17 protein-coding genes are annotated in these 21,851 nt (G+C 50.9%); 7 read left to right on the forward strand and 10 right to left on the reverse strand.

Annotated features, from left to right (window positions below):
* The first annotated feature begins 401 nt into the window (after nt 1-401).
* Both ONB24_08815 and ONB24_08820 read left to right on the forward strand, forming a co-directional pair.
* Complete coding sequence (locus tag ONB24_08815) at nt 402-1,442, forward strand: amidohydrolase (protein ID MDZ7316208.1); 1,041 nt, start codon at nt 402-404, stop codon at nt 1,440-1,442.
* 22 nt (nt 1,443-1,464) lie between these two features.
* Complete coding sequence (locus ONB24_08820; protein ID MDZ7316209.1) at nt 1,465-2,337, forward strand: creatininase family protein; 873 nt, start codon at nt 1,465-1,467, stop codon at nt 2,335-2,337.
* A 37-nt stretch (nt 2,338-2,374) separates the two neighbouring features.
* On the opposite strand, the gene ONB24_08825 is transcribed toward ONB24_08820, so the two are convergent.
* A complete protein-coding gene (locus ONB24_08825; GenBank protein ID MDZ7316210.1) occupies nt 2,375-2,773 on the reverse strand; it encodes a hypothetical protein in 399 nt (132 codons plus the stop codon).
* A 139-nt stretch (nt 2,774-2,912) separates the two neighbouring features.
* Between ONB24_08825 and ONB24_08830 the strand changes: the two genes are divergently transcribed.
* The 3 genes from ONB24_08830 to ONB24_08840 all read left to right on the forward strand — a co-directional run bounded on the left by ONB24_08830 (nt 2,913) and on the right by ONB24_08840 (nt 6,331).
* Nucleotides 2,913-3,110: a hypothetical protein gene (locus ONB24_08830; GenBank protein ID MDZ7316211.1), complete on the forward strand. Its 198-nt coding sequence runs from the start codon at nt 2,913-2,915 to the stop codon at nt 3,108-3,110.
* Between the two features lie 330 nt (nt 3,111-3,440).
* Nucleotides 3,441-4,958, forward strand: coding sequence for an SUMF1/EgtB/PvdO family nonheme iron enzyme (locus ONB24_08835; GenBank protein ID MDZ7316212.1), 1,518 nt, complete (start codon nt 3,441-3,443; stop codon nt 4,956-4,958).
* A 20-nt stretch (nt 4,959-4,978) separates the two neighbouring features.
* Nucleotides 4,979-6,331: a Gfo/Idh/MocA family oxidoreductase gene (locus tag ONB24_08840; GenBank protein MDZ7316213.1), complete on the forward strand. Its 1,353-nt coding sequence runs from the start codon at nt 4,979-4,981 to the stop codon at nt 6,329-6,331.
* Between the two features lie 70 nt (nt 6,332-6,401).
* On the opposite strand, the gene ONB24_08845 is transcribed toward ONB24_08840, so the two are convergent.
* Nucleotides 6,402-7,754 (reverse strand): hypothetical protein, encoded by a 1,353-nt coding sequence (locus ONB24_08845; protein ID MDZ7316214.1) that lies wholly within the window; start codon nt 7,752-7,754, stop codon nt 6,402-6,404.
* A 138-nt stretch (nt 7,755-7,892) separates the two neighbouring features.
* Complete coding sequence (locus tag ONB24_08850) at nt 7,893-10,865, reverse strand: fused MFS/spermidine synthase (protein ID MDZ7316215.1); 2,973 nt, start codon at nt 10,863-10,865, stop codon at nt 7,893-7,895.
* 410 nt (nt 10,866-11,275) lie between these two features.
* On the opposite strand from ONB24_08850, the gene ONB24_08855 reads away from it, so the two are divergent.
* Nucleotides 11,276-11,710 (forward strand): Hsp20/alpha crystallin family protein, encoded by a 435-nt coding sequence (locus ONB24_08855; GenBank protein ID MDZ7316216.1) that lies wholly within the window; start codon nt 11,276-11,278, stop codon nt 11,708-11,710.
* A 38-nt stretch (nt 11,711-11,748) separates the two neighbouring features.
* Here the strand turns inward: ONB24_08855 and ONB24_08860 are convergent, their stop codons facing one another.
* The 6 genes from ONB24_08860 to ONB24_08885 all read right to left on the reverse strand — a co-directional run bounded on the left by ONB24_08860 (nt 11,749) and on the right by ONB24_08885 (nt 14,629).
* Entirely contained in the window at nt 11,749-12,327 is a 579-nt protein-coding gene (locus tag ONB24_08860) for a hypothetical protein (GenBank protein ID MDZ7316217.1), read from the reverse strand.
* Nucleotides 12,328-12,356: 29 nt separating this feature from the next.
* Nucleotides 12,357-12,950, reverse strand: coding sequence for a sigma-70 family RNA polymerase sigma factor (locus ONB24_08865; protein ID MDZ7316218.1), 594 nt, complete (start codon nt 12,948-12,950; stop codon nt 12,357-12,359).
* A gap of 290 nt (nt 12,951-13,240) precedes the next feature.
* Nucleotides 13,241-13,660, reverse strand: a complete 420-nt coding sequence (locus tag ONB24_08870) for an OsmC family protein (GenBank protein ID MDZ7316219.1) — start codon at nt 13,658-13,660, stop codon at nt 13,241-13,243.
* A complete protein-coding gene (locus ONB24_08875) occupies nt 13,657-13,869 on the reverse strand; it encodes a DUF1858 domain-containing protein (GenBank protein ID MDZ7316220.1) in 213 nt (70 codons plus the stop codon). The genes ONB24_08870 and ONB24_08875 overlap by 4 nt, the downstream gene beginning before the upstream one ends.
* The gene (locus ONB24_08880; protein MDZ7316221.1) at nt 13,866-14,402 is read right to left on the reverse strand and encodes a TlpA family protein disulfide reductase; all 537 of its coding nucleotides are present in this window, start codon (nt 14,400-14,402) and stop codon (nt 13,866-13,868) included. Before ONB24_08880 ends, ONB24_08875 begins: the two co-directional genes overlap by 4 nt.
* The gene (locus ONB24_08885; GenBank protein ID MDZ7316222.1) at nt 14,399-14,629 is read right to left on the reverse strand and encodes a hypothetical protein; all 231 of its coding nucleotides are present in this window, start codon (nt 14,627-14,629) and stop codon (nt 14,399-14,401) included. Before ONB24_08885 ends, ONB24_08880 begins: the two co-directional genes overlap by 4 nt.
* A 152-nt stretch (nt 14,630-14,781) precedes the next feature.
* Between ONB24_08885 and ONB24_08890 the strand changes: the two genes are divergently transcribed.
* On the forward strand, nt 14,782-15,771 hold the full coding sequence (locus ONB24_08890; protein ID MDZ7316223.1) for a hypothetical protein: 990 nt from the start codon (nt 14,782-14,784) through the stop codon (nt 15,769-15,771).
* Between the two features lie 98 nt (nt 15,772-15,869).
* On the opposite strand, the gene ONB24_08895 is transcribed toward ONB24_08890, so the two are convergent.
* A complete protein-coding gene (locus tag ONB24_08895; GenBank protein ID MDZ7316224.1) occupies nt 15,870-21,797 on the reverse strand; it encodes an Ig-like domain-containing protein in 5,928 nt (1,975 codons plus the stop codon).
* Between the last annotated feature and the right edge of the window lie 54 nt (nt 21,798-21,851).

Raw genomic sequence — 21,851 nt, forward strand, 5'->3', positions numbered from 1 at the left:
CCCTGTCGTATAGGTACTGAAAACCCCAAGACACAACCGTTACGGCGTGTTTTGGGGTTTTAACTTGACAACGGAAAATATCAAGTTTTTGACAAAATTACAACGCTTTCATTTCGGGATTCTTTTCCGGTAAGGTTGCTTCTGCACTAACTTGTAAAATTTCGTTTTCAGCAGCCGCGTCGACGCCGTCGGCGCTGAATGGTTAACTTTCAGAAATTAATAGAAATTAGCCGCATAAAATATCAATTGAACAGATCTAAGGTGGGCGAGGTCGTTTCAGGATAAGCGAAATATGAACACTATTGTTTTTCGAGTTTCGGTTTCAATATTTCCCTTGATAACGGAAAGGAATAAAATTAAATTGTTCTGCTTTCGCAACCCATTCCAGCAAGAGGCCTGTAATGAAAAAGCTGCTTCCTCTACTTCTCCTCCTATGCCGTTGCGGTGCCGGTCCGGCTTGGGAGACCTTTCCAAAAATCGACGCTCATATTCATATTCACGCCTTTTCACCCGATTTTCCGCTCCTCTCCCAAGGCCTAAATTTCCAACTAATTACCATCTGCACCGGTTCCGAGGATTCGATAAATATAAACCGTCAGAAGACCTGGGCAATGCAGCAGCAAAAGCGCTTTCCCCATGTGGTTGCTTGGATCACCACCTTTTCCATGCAGGGGTGGGGAACGGAATCCTGGCAGCAAAACGTCATCGACGGGCTGAAAAAAGACTTTGCGGCCGGTGCCGTCGGCGTCAAGGTTTGGAAAGATATCGGCATGACTTTTCGCGATTCGGACGGCAGCTTTATTTTCATCGACGACTCTCGCTTTGATCCCATTCTCGACTTTATTGCTTCCCAAGGCAAAACCCTCGTCGGCCATCTGGGCGAACCCCGCAACTGCTGGCTGCCGCTCGACTCGATGACCGTCCGTAATGACAGCAGCTATTTTGCTCAGAATCCCCAATATCACATGTACCTGCATCCCGATTTTCCTTCCTACGAACAGCAAATCCGAGCGCGCGACAATATGCTCGCCAGGCATTCCGATCTCCGCTTTGTCGGCGCTCATCTCGGCAGTCTGGAATGGAATGTGGATGAACTCGCCGCCCGTCTTGACCGTTTTCCCAATATGGCGGTGGATATGGCGGCGCGCATTTGCCATTTTCAGGTGCAGAATAGAGACAGAGTGCGGCGATTTTTCTTAAAGTACCAGGACCGGTTGATCTACGGCACCGATATTCTCGTCACGGACAATGCGAATGCCTATGCCCGCCATGTTTCGACATGGTTGGAAGATTGGCGTTATTTTACGACAAAGGAAAAATTGACTTCGCCCACTGTCCGCACGCCCTTCTGCGGCTTGGATTTGCCGAAAAGCGTTCTGAAAAAGATCTATCATGATAACGCCGTCAAATGGTTTGCATTGGAGACGGATTTTAAACGATAATTTCTTGTAGGAGGAAAATGCCATGACCAAAACATGGAGGATGGTTCTCGCGCTCACCGGCTGTTTGATCGCTGCTCAGCCGCTGCCGGTTCAATATGAAGAACTGTCGGCTCCTCAGTTTCTGCAGGCACTTGAGCGATCCGGGAAAATCTGCATCATTCCTCTCGGCATCTTGGAAAAGCACGGGCCGCACCTGCCGTTGGGTACCGACCTGCTGGATGCCCGTCGAATCTGTTTGTCGGCGGCGGAGCAGGAATATGCGGTCGTCTTTCCGCCCTATTATTTCGGCCAAATTTACGAAGCACAGCATCAGCCCGGCACCATCGCCTACAGTCCCCAGCTGGTGTGGAACATTCTGCAGGAAACCTGTGATGAGTTGGGACGCAACGGCTTTGAAAAAATTATTTTGGTGAATGGTCACGGCGGCAACAATTACTTTTTGCCCTATTTTTGTCAGGCGCAGCTGCAGTCACCGCGCAGCTATGCAGTCTTTTTATTTCAGCCGGAAGAGGATCCGGCGATCAGCGAGGAGGTTCGCAAACTGCGCAAAACCGCAACGGGCGGCCATGCCGATGAGGAGGAAACATCAACCCTGTTGTCGCATCGGCCGGATCTGGTGCATACTGAGAAGGCGGGGGAACAATCAGGTGAGGATTTGAATCGACTGGCGGGGCTCACGCACGCCTACACCGGTATCTGGTGGTATGCCAAGTATCCGAATCACTATGCAGGCGACGGCCGATATGCTGACCCGCGCATCGGAAATTTGTTGATCAATTCCGAAGCAAGACAGTTGGCCGACCTAATTAAGCGTCTGAAAACTGATCATCGGCCGCTGGAACTGTTGCGCGAGTTCTACAAACAGGCCGCACAACCGACAAAAACGCCGCAATAGAATTGAATCAATTTAAACGACGAAAAAGTAGGGCGTTTTAAGCCATGCCCAAACTGAGATCACCGAATATTTTGATGACCGTTCCGTCTCGGGTGACGGACAATTTTCGCCCCGGAAAGGCCTGGCCGATTTTTCGACGCAGAAAGCGCAAGGCTTCGTTTTCAATCTCTTCTCGGATCGTCTCAGGCACGGGTTCGAGCGTGCGGAGTTTAATGTCCACCACATACCCTTTGCCGAATTCCGAACCCAGCCCAAGGGTAAAAAAAGCCGTGATGCTGAACAGACCGTCCTGAGAGGGATTCGCAGTCGTGCCTTTAGCGGGGCGCGCGGGATGAAGACTATAGCGTCCCGAATATTTCCGCTCAAAATAGTCATCGAGCTCATGCATGAGTTGATCCAACTGGATTTCCCATTGTTCAGCCGCCCAATGTCTCATCGAGGCACCTTTTTATTTAATATGGCTTTTTAATGTTGCTTTTTTAAATCACTTTTTCAAGAACTCTTTTTCTGCGCATTCCGGCAGTTTATTCGGTATAATATGAAAGATAAAGCACCTGGGTAAAATGAGGCATGACATGGAAAACATCAAATTAATTATTATTTGCGAAGAATGCGGCCATGTCGAGCATTTGGAGGTAGAAAGCGAGGAGGAAATATCCGCTAAAGTCGCCTCTTTTCGTTGCCCGGGAGAATGCCGCTCCTCAATGCACAGCTATCTTTCGATCCGCCAACTTCCCCTCTTTGCCGAAAGCGAAATACTGCACAATAAATGATCCTGCAATAAAAAAGCGCACGACTTGAAGCCGTGCGCTTTCTGAGGAGGGAGTCATGAAAAGGGACATCGACTGGTCTTCGTTTCCAATGTCCAGCTCTTTAATGCCTATCTAATCGTCAAGTTCCCAATCTTTTTGGGGTCGACTCTGTAAGTTGCCGCTTTTTACACTCGTCGGAGCGATCTGACACAATTTTACTATTCTCAATCTTTAATGAAAACGATAAAGGGGTTTTACCTTGCATTGATAAGGCTAAAATGATATATTTGAGCCGTTGAACGGCCAAATCGACCTTTAATCGAAACACAAGCTCTGGAAGGACCTCCCTTAATGGAGAGACGCCGCAAGCCGCACCGACGCCTTTACTTCTTTGTCGGACTTCTTTTCGGTGTAATGATCATCATTGCCATTGAATGGGGGGCAAAAGTCACATCCACCGACAAATTTTGTGATGCCTGCCATGTCCATCCCCACTCGACGACGAGTTGGAAAACCTCGCCGCATTATGACAACTCGGCGGGCATTTATGTACACTGCGTCGAATGTCATCTGCCGCCCAAGGATAGTCCCCGCTACTATATTGCCAAGGCGATAACCGGCGGCCGCGATGTGTATAGCTATCTTTTTAAAGACAAGTCCAAACTGGATTGGGAGGCGAGATCAACCGTCGAGGCGGCTGTCGAACATACGTTCGAGTCATCCTGCAGGCGCTGTCATCAGAACCTGTTTCCCCTTACCCTCAATCAAAAAGGGCAGGATGCCCATTTGTATTATCTCCAGCAAAAGGGGAATGTTAACTGCCTGAATTGCCATCTGCGCGTCGGACACTATTCGCACGAAGAACAAAAGGCGGAAAGCTATCAGGTGGTACAAAAGATCTCCGGACCGATTTATACCGCACCGGCGCGGGTCAATTCGTTCAAAAATTTCATTGAATTCATCCCCGCAACCTCTGTCAGTTTTGAAATGATTGCCATACCCGGCGGTACCTTTCTCATGGGTAGTCCGGAAAAGGAGCCGTTCCGACGACCGAATGAAGGACCCCAGGTAGAAGTGGAGATCAGCCCCTTTTGGATGGGCAAAACCGAAGTCACATGGGATGAATACGAGGCCTTTTACGCCGCCACGGCAACAGAAGGGCGATCCGATACGCAGGATCTGATGCGGGAGCGGTCCGTGGATGCGATCACCGGCCCCACCCCGCCCTATCAGCCGCCGGATCAGAACTGGGGCCGCGGCTCCCGACCGGCCATCACCATGACGCATCATGCTGCAACCGTATATTGCGAGTGGCTATCGAGAGTGACGGGCAAGAAATATCGCCTGCCGACAGAAGCCGAATGGGAATATGCAGCCCGCGGCGGCACACAAACTCCCTACTTTTTTGCGGGCGATCCGCGCCGATTTTCTTCTAAAGGCGCTTTGAGATTCCTCTTCAAGCCCGACACGACAGGCATTGCCTCCTACATCGTCTATCAGTTGAACAGCGGCAACAAGACTCAGGAGCCTTCCTTTGTCAAGCCGAATCCCTTTGGTTTGCTGAATATGTTGGGGAATGTCCGTGAATTCTGCGCCGACTGGTACGCGCCGGATGCCTATGCCGCTTATGGAAGCCGTGTGCGCGATCCCAAAGGTCCGGAAACCGGAACCGAGCGTGTTGTTCGCGGCGGCTCATTCATGAGCGATGCCGGCGATGTTCGCTGTGCTGCGCGCGACCATACGGACAGCGCTGCCTGGTGGAAAACCGATCCGCAGCAGCCTAAAAGCAAGTGGTGGTATTCGGATGTCAAAGACGTCGGTTTTCGCGTCGTTTGTGAACCAGACCCATCAATCATAACCCAAAGATAATAAACCTTAGGAGTGCACTCATGGACCAAGAATTCCGCGGTTTCAATCGAAGACAATTCATCGGCGCGGCGACCGCTGCCGGGGTATTGGCGTTTGCCTGCAGCAGCAAAGGAAAATCGGTCGACTATAAGCTTACCTCGTTGCTTCCCAAAGCGCCGGATGGGGCGGAAATCCGCGCCGGCGTCATCGGCTGCGGCGGGCGCGGTTCCGGCGCAGTCATGGATTTTTTGAGTGCAGGCAACAATCTCAAAGTGATAGCTCTGGCCGATGCCTTTAAGGACCGTGTCCAATCGTTAAAAGACCGACTCAAAAAGGAAAAAAACATCGAGATTCCCGAGGAGTACTGCTTTGTCGGTCTGGACGCCTACCGAAAGCTCCTGGAGATCAAAGAGATCAATTATGTCATCATCGCCACGCCGCCTTATTTTAGACCCTATCAGTTCGAAGCGGCGATCAATGCCCGCAAACACGTATTCATGGAAAAGCCGGTGGCTGTGGATCCGGTCGGCGCGCGTTCGATCATGGCGACCTCGAAAAAGGCCGAAAGTCTTGGCCTGAGCGTGGTGACCGGCACGCAGCGTCGGCATCAACATCACTATGTCGCGCTGTATAAAAAGCTTATGTCCGGGGCGATCGGCGACATTATTTCCGCCAACGTTTATTGGAACGGCGGTCAACTTTGGTACCGTACGCGTGAAAAGGGCTGGAGCGATTTGGAGTGGATGCTGCGCGATTGGGTGAACTGGACTTGGCTGTCGGGCGATCATATCGTCGAGCAGCACGTGCACAATATCGACGTTGCCTATTGGTTTTTCGGCAAGCATCCGGTCAAAGCGTTGGGGTTCGGCAGCCGTCAGCGCCGCATCACCGGCGATCAATTCGATAATTTCAGCGTCGATTATACGTTCGACGACGGCCGGCATATGCACAGCACCTGCCGACAGATCAACGGCTGCACCAACAACGTTTCTGAATATTTCAGCGGCACCAAAGGGTTTGCCAATTCGACCAGCAATCAGTCGCCCAAAGAGACCTACCTGCTCGACCGCAACGGAAAAGTGATTTGGACTTACAACGATGCCGTCAAGTCCGAAGGTATGCCTGCCGAGCCGATCAGTCCGTATATACAGGAGCACGTCGATCTGATCTGGGCCATCCGCACGGGAAATCAGATCGTCGAAGCAGAAAACACGGCGATCTCGACAATGGTCGCCATCATGGGGCGCCTCTCGGCCTATTCCGGCAAGCTGGTCACCTGGGACGAGGTGATGAACAGCAACCTGCAGATTGGTCCCAAACCGGAAGAACTCGAGTTTACGAAAAAGTACGAAATGGTCGTCAAGCCGGTCATACCGGTGGTCGGCCAAGCTTAATCCGGTTTTAGCAGATAAAAAAAGCCGCCCCCATATGGGAGGCGGCTTTTTTTGTTCGATTTACCTTGGATTAGAAATGGTATCCTAATCCTACGGCAACAGCGATATTGTTGCGATTGTAGGTTTCGACGAAAGGCACGCCGGCATAGGCGCCTTTGCGGCTCATCTCGTCATAGAGCGAATAGGCGGCGCCCAAATCGAGGGCCAGCTTGTTGAAAAGCAAATAGCGCAAACCGACGCCGACCGTATTACTGCTCAAATGGTGGCTGATGTCGGTTTGGTAGGCCTCGCTGACACCCGATTGAGTGCGGTTGTATCCGGCGCTGACCAGCAGGCATTTGGTCACATCGAACTCGAGACCCAAAGCAACCTCATAGGTGTTGTCTTTCATCAGTTTTTCCCGGCCGTTCCAATTCGTTTCCTGATCATAGTAATAGTTGACGGCCAGCGCAGCCCGCAGGCTTTTGAAAACCTCATACTGCGCGCCCAATGCCAGCAACGCCGGAAGATCGTTTCTGGACTTGGCCTTATCCGGGAAAAGACCGGCATCGTCGACTTTGGTATCATTGGTGAATTCTAACGGCGTGGCGAACTCGTAACGAACGGCCACATTCAGCTTGTCCGTGGCCTTGACGTTGGCGCCGAGAATCGGAGCAAAGCCGTTCGCCGTTTGTTTGGCATCGACTTTTTTATCGGCGACCTGGGCGGCATAGGCTGCAGCAGCCGGATTTACAGCAGCAAGCTGCTGAAAGAAAGCCGTCGCGGGAATATAGTTGCCGTTCAATCCCAACGCTGGGAAAGTCGGATTGATCTGAATGCCCTTAATGCTTCCCTCATAGGTATTCACGGCCGAAACGAACCGTCCGCCGAAGGCAATCGAAGTGACATCGCTCAGCTTGTAAGCAACATCCAGCTGAACGCCATAGTAAACGGAGCTGCCTTTGAATGCAATATCGGCTTTATAGCCGGTCGTAGGAATGCCCAGCTTGCTGACGGCCGCCGGCAAACCGGAGATAGGCATCTCGAAGGCGGGCAGGCCTTTGTCGAAATCAGCCGAGCCGCCGCCGCCGACTGGGGCGAATCCCAACGCCACCGTCCATTCATTCCGCTTGTAGGCTGCATAAAAATTCGGAAATACCGGCGCGTTCACTTTGCCGATAAATTCTTTGGTGCCCAGAAGCGGAAAAGTGTTGTTGACTTTTTTCTCCTGCATGATGGTTTGATTGTAAAGCGCAAAGTGCCAACCGTCGGCGAGGTTGGCCAAGCCTGCCGGATTATAGTAGACGGCATCGATTTCCGTCGATGCATTCCGCGCCATGCTGCGGATGAATTGGGCGCTCTGATTGGAATTGGTGACGACACCGCCGGCGAAAGCGAATTGAATCGTCGCCGACAAAGCTACCAAGATCACCAGTTTCTTCATACGGTCTCCTCTCTGAGTTGGTTAGCAATTCTCAGGACTCATTCGCCTGAAATTTATTCAATATATGAATTCAACTCAAAGAATTCAAGGACTTTTTCAAATTTAGTTACATTTTCTAACATGTTCGCTTGGAAGCGTCTATTTCTTTCGTTGTTGGATCTTCCGCAGTCGATCGGCTGCGTCGCGGTAATGGCTGTCGCGTTTGACGATCTCTGCGTAGCACTCTGCCGCCGATGTCGGCTTTTTCTGCAGCTCATAGATCAAACCAAGCCGATAGTACGTCTCGAGCTCATCCGGAAAAAGGGTGAGAACCGGTTTGAGGATTTGTTCCGCTTCGGACAGTCTGCCGGTCCCTCCGAGAATAGCCGCCAGATAGTTGCGGGGCAAAGGCACTTCGGGATCGAGTTCGATGGCGCGGCGAAACGCTCGCTCCGCATCATCCAATCGGTTGCGGTTCATAAGGACAAAGCCCAAATTCGTCCAATCGTAGGCGAAATCGGGCGCCAATCTTATCATGATTTCGAGATGCTCGACGGCATTGTCGAGCAATTTCAGCCTTTCGCTTTCCGGCGAGACCAACTCCTGGGCGATCAACAAGTTAAGACTTGCCGCCTCTTCGCGATACCGATAGTCTTCGGGCTCTATGCGCAGCGCCTCGGTGACCATGTGCAGAGCCAGTAAAGATTCGCGGTAGAAATTGCGCGCAAAAGTACTCTCCAAATAATATTTTTCGGCCTCTGCATATCGATTTACCTTAGTAATGACCTCTTGTTGCTCATTAGATTCCAAGGTGGAAAAAACCAGTTTTCCCGACGGGGAAGCTTTGATTTTAATAAACTCCAAAAGGATTTCCGGAATCTGCGTTTTGTTCACCACGCGACTCAATTCGGCAATCGGTCGATCATCGGTATTCATGGGGATGTTTTTGAGGAAAACCGGAAAAGACGTTTCATCCATTACGTAATGAGCCAAAAGTTGAGGAGCATTTCCCAACGCATAGATATACAGATCGGCCTGAACATCGGGTTGTGCCAGTCGGGATTCCAGCCGTTCGTAAGGAATGCGCAGCGGTTCCTGAGTGCCGATCAACAGCAGGTGGCCGGGATTGACCAGCCAAAGGCTGGTGTGCGGAAAGACCGCAGAAAAGGCGGTAATTAGTGATTTGAATTCGATTGGCGAGAGCCAATTGGTGGAGGTCCATTGGCACATGATTCCATTGGAATTGAGCCGATTTCGGCAAATTTCATAAAACTCTTTTGTGTACAAGTTTCCGCTTAGACGCGCATGCACGGCATTGCTGGTGATCAGATCATACTTTTTCGACGTCATCTGCAGGTAGCTTCGGCCGTCGTCTTTGATTACATGGACATTTGGAAGATCAAGAACGTTTCCGTTCAGATCTTTAAAGTAACCGGCACAGGCTTGGACGACGCCGGGGTTGATTTCGACGCAGTCGATGCGTTCGATCCCCTGCGCAACCAAGGATTTTGCCGTCACTCCCATACCCAAGCCGATGACAAGAGCATTTCTCGGCTGCTCGTGCAGCAGAGCAGGCAGACAGCCGAGCATTTTGTGAACCCGAATGTCGCCGTATTCGGCAAAAGCGGTGACGGATCCGTTAATGGCAAGAAATCTGACCCCGTCGCTGTGCTGCGGCACGGCAATCGCCGCATCGGCGCCTTCTTTGTAAAACAAGAGACGATCGCCGGGGCGACGCGTCTGCCAGTAGCGAAAATAGCGGGAATCCGGCACGATCAACGCAAGCAGGACAAAAAGCCCCGCAGCGGCAATAGTCCAGATCCTTCTGCTGCGCTGTGTCAGCAAAGGGTTGAGAAGGATTGATAAAAGTCCAATTACCAAATTGATCGCCGCAGCCGCGACCACCGAATACACGACTCCCAGCAGGGGTATAAGGATAAATCCGGCCGCAAAAGAGCCGAATATCGAGCCGACGGTATCGAGAAAGCCCAAAACGCCCAGTCGGCTGCCGAGCCGCTTCAGGTTGTCGGTACACAATCGACTGACTACCGGAAAGGTCATGCCCATCAGCACGGCAGGTAGAACCATCACCAGAAAAAAGAGCAAATACTCTTTTCCCAGATATCGCCACCAGTCCTCGCCGTAGTCCAATCGCCACTTTGCCAAAAACTCAGCCAAACGGGCAAAACCGTGAAGCACAAGGATCGCCAAAGAGCCGATGGCAATTTCCAACCCCGCAAACAGCATGAGCAAATTTTTATGTCGGTCAATAAATTTGGAAATGATAAAGCTGCCTAGGGATAAACCAAAAATGAAGGTGAAAATAACCGTAGTGTAGAAATAGAGGCTTTTATCATATGAAAAGCCGAGCAGGATTCTGGTATAAATAACCTCATAAGCCAAAGCCGTAAAGCCTTCGATTCCAAAGGCAATAAGGACAAAGCGAACGACCCTTTCGGGCAAAACCTGGACCGGCGTGCCTCTAAGGTCGGTTAACCTCTCCCCCGTCGGTTTCAGCCTCTTGGCCTTCAAATCGAGCAAAAACGCCGCTGCACCTGTAAATAGATTCAGACCGGCTGCCAGCGTCATGGTCCAGGTTTGGCCTAAGGAGCGGATCAATACGAATCCGGCTAGAAAGCAGCCGAGCATGGCACCCAAGTTATTGACGCTGTAAAGCCCGCCGACCTGCCGTCCCATCGTATTCATTTTGGTGACAAAGAATTTGCTGAGAACCGGAAGTGTGCCTCCCATGAGCAGTGTAGGAATCAACAATAATAAAAAAGCCAAAAGAAAACGGTAAATCTGGGTGGCATAGAAACCAAGCGGCAAGACTTGATACAGTCCGAGGTACAGCCAAGAAAGCCCTTTGAAAGCGAAAGGAAAAGCAAGAGCAAAAAGACCGATACCCAATTCCAAGACGGCAAAGAGGAATAGGGGCCGCGGATGGCGGTCAGCATATCTGCCGAATATATAGCTGCCCAGAGCCAATCCGGCCATAAAGGCCGTCAGAACGGCTGCAGTGGAAAAAACATCAACGCCGAACACAAGACCGAACTGACGAATCCACACGGTTTGATAGACAAGAGCGGAGAATCCGGAAAGAAAAAAGAGAAACAAGAGCATAAAAGCCATTGTCAAACTCCCATTTAGAAGCTTTTTATTTACAAAGTAGCGACTCTTAAAGTCAAAAACAATCCTCATTTCGGGAATGAGGTCGGAATGCCGATGTAACCGCATGGACAATGCGCAGGGTTAAGGCGTTTTGTCCCGTTATCAGTTTTTGTCGAACCGGTCTTGACTGGACTCTGACGATTGTTTGTCGCTTTGTATGCCGATTTTTCGCTCAACACAGAAAAATCGACAGATGAATGTCAGTCATACACTTTTTTTTCAGCTTGAACGCAAATATCGGATAGGCAGCTATTGAATATTGATTTTATTAGACTAATCTCATTTGAAAATATTTCATCCATTTCTGGCATACCGGTTGCTAAATACAAGGCGGCAGCTGGAAAAATAGCAAACGGAAAGGAGGTATGAATATGTGGCTGATCAAGAGACCGAGAATAGAGATGGATTTTCCGCGTTTGGCTGATAGACTGTTCAATGAGTTTTTCAGCACTCCGTGGCTCGATCTGACGATGGATTCGACTGTATGGGCGCCGAAAATCGATATTAAAGAGAGCAAAGACAGTTATGAAATTCTTGCCGATCTGCCGGGCCTCGACAGAAAAGATATCCAAGTCTCTTTGCACGATAACGTTCTGACGTTGAAAGGCGAGAGACGGTACGAGGAAAAGCAGGAGGATCAAGATCGGTGCTATTACGAGCGATCCTACGGTCAGTTCTTCCGCAGCGTCCGTCTGCCGGATCGAGTCGACGAGAAAAAGGTGCAGGCCGAGTATAAGGACGGTGTTTTACGCATCAAGCTGGCCAAGTCGGAAGAAGCCAAAGCGCGGGAAATCGAGATTAAATAATAGTGAAAAAGCCCCGAGCGTAATACTCGGGGCTTTTTTTATTCTATGGGGTAAACGGGCACCGCCCTGCGAAACCAAAAGCTTTTGCCGTTGTCAAATACAATCTGAAAAGAACAAAGCGCCGTCGACACAAGGCGTTTTTTTTCTGGGTTATAAGGGGAAAACAAGAGTCCCAAATGCAGAACTTTGCTTTCGCCTGCGGCAATGTGCAGCTTTTCACCCTTTAGATCTTTTAATTTCGCCTCTTTCAAAAGTCGGGGATTTTTTTTGAACTCGGCGATGGTAAAAGGAGCTGAAAAAGCCTTTACCGGAATATCAGCGGATGCAATCTCTTCTCCGTCTAGAAAAGAGGCATATAATCCCTGATTTGCAGGAAGGATTTCAGCTATTTTGACGGGCGGTCCGGAATGGTTTGTGACGCTGAGGTCGAAAAGGACCAAATATTGTAGTGAACTGCTTTCTTCGTCGAAGGTCGGTAAGGCGAGATAGTTCTCTTCCTCGACGGCAATCTCGGATTGCGCCAGAGATTTTGCCTGAAAGGACTGTAAAAGGGCAAAGGCGGAAAGAACGAGTGACGCAACGGCAATCAACAAGGGAACAAAGCCGGTCTTTTTCATGGTTTTCTCACGCTTAAAAAAGTCAAAGCTCAACCTTTTCTTTTGCCGTAAGCATATTCGGCCAGCCTACTGCGCAGAAACAACCGGGCGCGATGAAGATTCGACTTTACTGCAGGCAGGCTCATGTCGGTCAGTTCGCAGATTTCCTTCAAAGATCGGCCTTCGATATCTTTCATCACGAAAACGGTTTTGAACTTGGGGGGAAGTTGGCGAATGGCCTCCTCCATTTTTTCGCGCAATTCCGAGTTTTCCACTGCTCGATGCGGATTGTTGCCGACCGAACGATTAAAAGCCTCCAATGCGCTTTTGCTGACCTGCATTTCTGCGTCGTCGAGATGACCGAAATCCTTTTTACGCTCACGCAGACGCATGAGGGCAAAATTGGCTGCTATCCGGTAGATCCAGGTGGAAAGAGCAGAGTCCCCCCTGAACTGAGGCAGAGATTGAAAGACCTTGAGAAAAGTTTCCTGCATGACGCACTCGGCATCCTGTTCATTGCCGAGCAGGCGCAGCGCGGTATTAAAGACGAGTTTCTCATTCTGCTTCACGATCGCGGCCATCGCCTTCTTGTCGCCCTTTTTGGCCAACTCGATCAATTCCGTCTCTGGAATCTCCCCGCTCATGTCTCTCAACCGACCTTCGATCATAAAGCCTTTGTCTTGACCGCCGAAAAGTTAGAAAAATCAAAAGAGAAAAACAAGCGCTTTCGATGACGCTCCTTTGCTTGTCAATTGACTGCTGAAGCTCATCCATAGGCCAAGCTGCGCGGCGCAACCTTTCCGCCTGCGCGAGGACGGTTGGATACGAGTCTGCTTTCCCTCCTGATGCCTTTTGCCAAACCGTCCAAAAGAATGATACCGAAAACAAAAAAGCCCTTCGTCAAGAAGGGCTTGCGTGAGAGGGCAGGGCAACTTTATTCTACTTCTTTGATTTCATATTCCCAGGTAATTTCAGCGGAATGCTTCAACATGGCCGAAACCGAACAATATCTCGTCATTGAAAGCTCGATGGCCTTTTCCACGTTTTCAGCTTTGATCCCTTTTCCTACGATTACATATTTGAGATGAATTTTTTTGAATACGGCAGGATGTTCTGTCGCTTTTTCCGCTTCCAATTCGATGTGATAATCCCGCACATCTTGCCGCATCTTTTTGAGAATCGAAATAACGTCCATGGATGTGCAGCCGCCCATGGCGATCAGCACCAATTCCATCGGCTTGTTGCCTGCCTCCGATCCCCCCAAAACCTTTCCGGTATCCATAACGACCCAATGATTAGAGTCTGATTTACCGGCGAGAGTCAGTCCATCAATTTGCTTGACTATTGCGTTCATTTTGTTATTTCCAAATAGTCGTTTAATTTGTTCACAAAAGCTTCAATCTCTGAATCGTTAAAGCCTTTTTTACGCAACACTTCTTCCAACGTACCCCAAACCGGCTCGCCGCATGAAAGACAGGCGATACCTCTTCGTGCAAGATACCCGACCGCTTGGGGATAGGCACTAACCAGTTCTTCGATATAAAGGCGCTTGAGATCAGTCATAGTCCCAGAAGAGTTTTGATGTCTCTCTCAAACACCGCTTTGTCCTGATACCCTACATATTTTTTGTAGATATTACCTTTTTTATCGAGAACAAAAGTGGTAGGGATAGCATTGATCTCGCCGACTTTGCTCATAATCTCCTGAGTAGCCAAGGCGTTGGTGTAGTTGATGCCGTAACTCGCCGAGAAGCGTTTGACTGCTTCTACTCCCTCACGGCCGAAGGCAATGCCGATCATCTCGAAACCGCTTCCCTTGTATTGTTTATAAAGATCAATAAAATGGGGAATTTCCATCCGACACGGCGGGCACCAAGTGTCCCAAAAATCAACGATGACCACCTTGCCGCGAAAATCGGAAAGTTTCATTTGTTGACCGTCGATGGTTATAATCGTAAAATCGAGGCCGCCGTTGTCTTTGGTCTGTGCCGACGCGGTGCCGCCGCCGACGGCGCTCTTTTCCTGCTTGGAACATGCCGGAACGACAAGCGATAAAACCATAACCGAAATTATGCCGAGAGTCATGAGTCTTTTCATTGCTTCTCCAATAATTTGTTATTGCCGTCTTGATCGAAAAGTTCATCCATGATTTGTTCGACGTTCCTAACCAGCACATTCTTGATCATGGAACTGACGCAGTGAGCATCCAGCTCCTGACAGAGCCTTTCTTTTAGTGCCATGGCCACACTGCGATTGCGGCAAGCGGCAAGACGCGCTCGAATATCACCGCAATAATGTCGAATAATGTCTGTTTCCTTTTCCATTGCAAAAATATGATGAAAAAGGAAACGAAAAGATTCACTCTATAGGAATCTTTACGCGCATTAAACAAAATGCGGAGCAAATAATTCCGATTTGATTTCTAACGAAAAACTGATAATTTTCGCAACCTTTACAAAGGAGCAGCGGAAACAAGATGAATTCGACAAACAGCAGATTTCAACGCATTGTTACGCATTCGGATTTCGACGGCGTGGTCAGCGCGTCGTTGGTATCGTTTGCTTTGGGCATCAACTTTATCGTTTTTACGCAGCCGCGCCTAATCGCCGAGGCGCGCATCTCTTTGACCGAAAAGGACATTGTCTGCGATCTTCCTTATCCGCTTGTATGCGGTATGTGGTTTGACCATCATGAAGGCAATCTGGAAGATCTTATTTACCGAAAAATCGATCCTTCTTTAGTGCCCGGCCGTTTTTCAGTGAAGGACTCCTGTGCCAGGGTGATTTTCGAACATTATGCCGACGTTGCATTCCCGCCTCATATGGCGCAACTGGTCGATGAGGCAGATATCATCGATGCTTTCAACTATAAAAGCATTGAAGAGTGGCGGCGCGAGACACCGGCGCGCATTGTCGATTCGACCATCAAAGTCAAAGAAGAAAGCGCCGAAGCCAAATGGGAATATCTGCGTCAGCTTGTCCGGCACATGCAGGATCATCCGCTGGAAGAGATAGCCCAAATGCCAAGCGTGAAAAAGCGTTATCGCCTTTATCAGCAGGAAGAAGAGCGGATGATTGAACAGATCAAAGATGAGATCAGCTTTTTGCCGGAGGACACGGAACATCGGGTGATGATCATCGATCTGACGCGACACAATCGACGCCCGAATCTGATCAAGCATTTGGCTTATCTGGTCTATCCGCAAGCCGAAGCGGTGCTGCAGGTGGCGAACCTTTACGAGGATCAGGTGAAAACCAACAATCTCTCCTTTTCCATGTCGCTGAGCCTCAACATGAACCAGGTCGAGCACCATAAAAACTTGGGAGAGATCATGCGCATCCTCAATCTGGGAAGCGGCCATCCTGGAGCCGCCGCCGGCATGTTGGCGTGCTCCTCGAAAGAGGAAATGCTTAAAAACAAAGATCGCCTTTTACGGGAAATTTTTAATCTATATTGCAGTCAATAGCTAAAGGAATCATTTGAGCGCGCCGCAAACTGACGGGATGCAGCGCGCTCGATTACTAGGGGGGTAAAATCTTTTATCGCGAATTATTCGACGGTTCCCTACTTGAGCAGGGTCAATTTACCGCTGTGTCTCTCACCGTTAAAAGCTACGGTTACGACATAAATGCCCGAAGGCACAGGATTGCCGCCCTCATCGCAGGCATCCCAGGTCAATGAATGGCGACCGACGGCAAAGAAATTATCGGCCAATTGACGCACCAGCCTGCCGCGCCCATCGTAAATACAGACGGAAACTTGGCCTTCTTTAGGCAAATCGAAGGCGATCGTCGTCGTCGGGTTGAATGGGTTGGGATAGCTCGGCCGGAGGACAAACTGTTGCGGCGCGGCAACCGTAACAGAGGCAGAATCGACCTGTACCAACGCACCCGTGCGGTCGACCGCCTCTAAATCATAGACATAGGTGCCGGGCTGCAGATTATCGTCATCCCGAAATCTGTATTCTCCCCCCTCCTGCTGGATCAGCGTTGCATTGATCTTTTTTCGTTCCTCCTGTTCTCCTTTTCGGTAGAGATTGAATCCGGCAATGTCTGTCATAGTGGAGATGTGCCATTTGAGCTCCACGTTTGAAGGCGGCATAAAATGGGCTGTAAAAGAAGAGACCTCGACTTTGGTTTGCAGGACGAGTGTCCATACGACCTCGACGGCGTCGAGACCGTCAGAAACCACGCAACGGACTCGGTTCGTTTGGGGAAAAGAGGAATTCATATAGAGAGAAAAAGATGACTGACTGCCGATTGGCTTATCGTTGAGGTACCAGGTGTAATGAATTGGGTCCTCATCGGGATCGTAGACTTGGGTGATTTCAAAAGTCAGCCGGTCACCGTAATGAAACGGTACGGTCGAATCGAACGGCCGCTTTCCGATGATAATCGGCGGACGATTGCTGTTAACGGCCGTCGCGGTATAGATGACAAAGGCGCCGCTGCGAACGGAAGCTTTGAAGGTGTAACGGCCTTCGCGCGTCCCGAGCGCCGCCTGACATTCGGCGCGACCTGTAGAGTCGGAAACTACCGGTTGCGGCGTAAGGATCGTTCCGCCGTCGAGCGCCTCGAAAAAGACAGCCGTGTTGGGGCAGGGATTATTATAACGATCGCGTACCGCGACAACAAATTTTTGCGGCAAGGGCATCCGGACGCTTGCCGTTTGATTTTCGCCTTGAATTCGAGACAATGCGTAAGGCATATCCGGCATCCCTTGTACGTTGAACGTTACCGTCGGCGATCCCGCCTGCGGCAGACGAGCGAGAAAACGGTTCATACCGGCAATGACTCCAAGCACCGGTTCCGCAAGTGCCAAGCCGTCGGCGTCGGTTTCCACTATAAGAGAATCGCAGCCGTTGAAATGTCCGCCGCCGGAAACGACGATGAATTGCACCGCCTGGCGGGGCAAAGCGATGCCGTCGCTGGTGACCCGCACCTGCAGCGGTTCAGCGGGTTTTTGGCCGACAATTCCCTGTTGTCCGTTTCCGGAAACCAAAGAAAGGATTGCCTGATAGCGTTTAAATTCAACAAGTCCGCGCTGTTCCAATACCAAATTTTCCGGCATCAGATAAGCTAAAACGATCTTGACGCCCACGGCCGTCGAGGTAATATAGCCGCGAACAATGCCCTGCAAGTCGCTGAGTGAGTCGGCCTGCACAACCTGCGCGGCCTCGCCGATGACGACAAGATGCACCGCCTGTCCGACAACGGGGTTTCCGTTTTTATCCAACAAGGTGACGATCACTTGGGAACGACTGACCCCGTCGGCAGGCACCGGCGAGGTACAAATTAAAGTGGAACGCTGCAGATCGGCTTCCGGTCGATTGTCCGCCGTCTGCAGAGAAAAAATTACCGAGCTAAAGCCGGTCCTCGCTTCAACGAGAACGCTGCCGACCTGCGAACCCAGTTTTACTTTTACCTGAGCTTTGCCCTGCGCGTCAGTCTGCAGCGCAGCCGACCGGCTGCCGTTCACAACCGCATCGCCGGTTTTCACGGAGAACTCGACGGGGTAACTCTCGACCGAGTTGCCGAATCGATCCGTAACCTGCACCGTCAACGGCATCGGCAGTTCGGTATTCGGCGCGCCCACCTGCCTGTCACCGCCGGCGATAAAAAGCTGCGACGCTTCGCCGCGTCGGCTTTCGGCATAAAGCGTAAGCGGTGAATTATTCATTCCCGGCGAGCTGACGCGAACCAAAGTGCGTACTCCTGCGGTTCGGCCGAGAGTCAGTAACGCGCTCGCCAGGCCGTCGCCGGCAACTCGGACGGTAATACCCCTCTGTCCCCCAAAGTGACCATCGCCATCGGTTACCTCGAAGCGCACGTCGCAGGAACGCATCGGCATTCCTGCAATATCGATGCATTTAATGACGAACGGCTGGGGAAGCGGCTCGCCGACGACGCCGACCTGCGCATTGCCCGAAAGAACGATCATGCGGTCAGGCGTCTGCTGCGCCGGCTGAAAATCAACGACAGCCTGTGCCTTTAAGGTTACATTGGCGCCCAATACCTTGGCCGAAATGACTTTCGGCTCCGGCACCGTGCTTGTTAAAAAAGCCCGCAAAATCGATTGTTCGTTGGTAATGGGTCGTTCATAAATAATCCGGTTCCCATCTCCGGTTGAATTAATCACAACCGTATAGCCGCTGCCGAGCGGCTGATTGAGACTGTTACGCAATTCAACAGTGATGACGGAGCGATCGTCGCCGTCGGCCAGAACCGGCGTAGTGGCCGTCAGCAGCGAATTGACGGCGCTGATGTCCGCCGCCGGAAATGCCCAATAAATCGGCGAATTGAGCACCGGCTGCTCGGCCTGGACTGCCGCGGTAAGCACATTCGCCGCGCCGAGATAAGGATCCGGCGTCCATCGCACGGAGGCAATGCCGTTGATATCCGTTTGTACGGTCTTTTGCCTTTCGCCTTCCAGATGTCCTTCGCCTTGCGTAACGGTAAAGAGGACCGGAATGCCTTCCAGCACATTGTCGAATCGATCTTTGACCTGAACGGAAAAAGGTTCCGGGAAAATTGTGCCGGGGATCAGGGTCTGATTGCCGCCGCCGCTCATGACCACGCGGAAGGGCCGGTCAGGCCGCGCCGTGGCGGTAAACTGCACCGTAAAGCCTCCGGCACTTGCTGAAAGAATCTGTTGCCCGGCCTGTCCGCCTAAGGTCCAGGATACTTTGGCTTTGCCTTCCGAGTCGGTTACTACGGTTTTCGAAACGACACCGTCTAAGCTTCCGCCGCCCTGCATTACGCGAAAGGTCACCGTTTCATTGACGACCGGGGTGCCGGTGGACAAAGTCACTCTCACTTCCGGCTGGATCGGCAGCACGCTGCCGACGGTTGCTGTCTGCTCATCTCCGTTCAGCTTAGTGACCAAAACCGTTATGGGCAGCGCCTGCAGGGTGAAACGGATCGGCGAGTTCTGAGCGGCGCTGAATTCCGCCTGGACGATGATCGGTCCTGGAGTTTGTCCCAGTCTCACGTTGACCTCCGCAATGCCCTGCAGATTGGTGACGACCATCGCCGCAGGCTCAAAAGTAACATCTCCTGACACGGCACGGAAGGTCACGGTTTGAGCTGCCGCCCAAGTGCCGTCGCTCCAGGCAACTTGAACGCGAAGCGGCTGCGGCAACAATTGGCCGACATAACCGGTCTGCCCGTCGCCGGAAATCATCGTCATGACGGCGAGGCGCTGCACAGCCTGCAGATGAAAAATCACGGGGGAATTGAGCGCCCCTGCCGCAGTTGCCTGAATCGTGATGCCGCCCAAGACGCTTCCCAAGCGCACATTGACCTGCGCCCTGCCGTCAGGACCGCTCAGGACAACGGCTGCAGGCTCAAAGGTGGCTTGACCGGAAACAACTTGAAAGGTTACCTGTACTCCCGGCGCCGGGGAGCCGTCAGCCCGATTGACCTGCACGACCAACGGCTGCGGCAACAGCTGATTGGGGAATCCGGCCTGGCCGTCGCCGGAAATCATGGTCAGTCGAAGAATATTAACAGCCGAGGCAGACAGAGTAAATGCAGCCGGACTGTTCGGCTGTTCCGCAATAACTGCATTGACTCTTTGTTCCGCCATATTCCCTAAGCGATAACGTACCGAAGCAGTGCCGTCCAGCTTGGTATAAACGACGGCGGGCGTGAGAAAAGTGCCGCTCGGATCGTTTGAGGAAAAAGTCACTTTGGCGCCGTAAACGGCATTGCCGTAGGCATCTTTGACGACAACCTTCAAAGGGATCGGCAGGTCGCTGTTCGCGGCAGCGCTTTGATTGTTACCCTCAACCACCGAGACCTGCTGGGGCCGCGAAAAGAACAGCTTGGTCTTGGCTGGAGCCGAAAGCATATGCAGCGTGGTGCCGTCGAGCAGTTTTATTCGGATGTCTACAGAATCTCTTTGGCCCAACCCAATGTGCTGTACGGGGTCATCCTGGCACAAATAACCGTAGGCGTTTTGGACCTCCCGATAATGAACCAAGCGGGTCATATCTCCCAAAAACCCCTTTTCAAAGACCCAAATTTTCGTACCGAATCCGCCCAAGTCTCCCTTTGGTCCGCGTCCAAAAATCTTGACCCAACGATTGGTGTTGTTGAGGTCATTGCGGAAAAACCGATTGCCTGAGTCGGCGCGCAAGTCTTTATTGGCATCCGCTATATAAATATCCAAGTCGCCGTCGTCATCGAAATCGGCCACTGCACCGCCGCGCGGGTCATTCATATAGACCTCGATTCCGCTTCTCGAGGCCAAAGAGAAAGACCCGCTGCCGTCATTAAGGTAAAGGCTTATGCCGCCTTCTGTTTTGGGCGCTACAATATCGACATCTCCGTCGTTATCAACGTCAAACACAAAAGTTGAAAAGCCCCATTGGGTAATATTGAATTGCTTTGAGTGATCGCCGAAAACGCCGTCGCCCCGGTTACGAAAGACTTTTAACAGTCCAGGATTTCTGCTGACCTGCGGTACTAATATATCCAAATCACCGTCATTATCGATATCAACCAATGTCGCTCCGTTGGCATTATTATAAGCATCATCCAGCCTTCTTGCGACCGTTTCATTAATAAACCTGCCAGTCCCATCGTTGATCATGAGCTGGTTATAAATCTTGTACGCGGGATTATAATCGCCGATGATTTGCCCGCTCTCTGTTTTTGCGGTATAATTTCGATGCACGATAAAGACGTCCAAATCTCCATCGCCGTCGATATCGCCTACAGCTACGCCTTGTGTTCCCATATAAGAATGGTTTTTCGGCAGGGTCAAACCGTTATCAACCGGAGTAAACGTCCCATTTCCGTTATTGCGGTAAAATTCGTTGGGTTGCGGAGGGATTACGATAATTTTTTTCATGTCGTAGCGATTCTCCGCGGGACCCCAATTGACGCCCAACAAATCCAAGTAACCGTCATTGTCCGCATCAAAAGCAATAACGCCGCGCGTACCGTAGCCGTAAGGTTTGCTGTCAAACTCTGGAAAAACTTCTCGGATGAGCGGAAGGCCCGCCTGATCGCTGACATGGCGGAAAAATCCGTTTCCGTCGTTTGCATAAAGACGGTTTCGGTCGTCGGTCGTGGCATTAAAAAGGTCAAAATCACCGTCATTATCATAGTCGAAAAAGCATATACCGTGAGAGCCGGTCCAGCCGTAGGGGTCATCAATACCTCTTTTTTGATCTTCCTCGCTGTAGCCTTGGGGCGTTGTAACATAAAGGGTTTCCGGAAGTTTATTCGCATATCGAACGGCATTCGAAATATAGATATCCGGCAGACCGTCATTATTGATATCTGCCGCCGCCACGCCGTGGCCGTAAGCACTGACCATCCGGCCTTCTTCATTTTTTACCATATTGCCCGGGACTTTTTTCTGCGAGGTTACTTCTGTAAACCATGTCTGCGCATTCAGATGACTTGCAGATAAAGTCACGGCAATCATTAAAACTATATTTTTGAAAAAATATCGATGCTCAAGAATAAAAAGCCTTTTCATTCGATTCTCCTTACATCCTCCCTTTTTGTGCTGCATTTAAAAAAGGCACGCCTT

This window comes from candidate division KSB1 bacterium (assembly GCA_034505495.1).
In the GTDB taxonomy this organism is placed as follows: Bacteria; Zhuqueibacterota; Zhuqueibacteria; order Residuimicrobiales; family Krinioviventaceae; genus Fontimicrobium_A.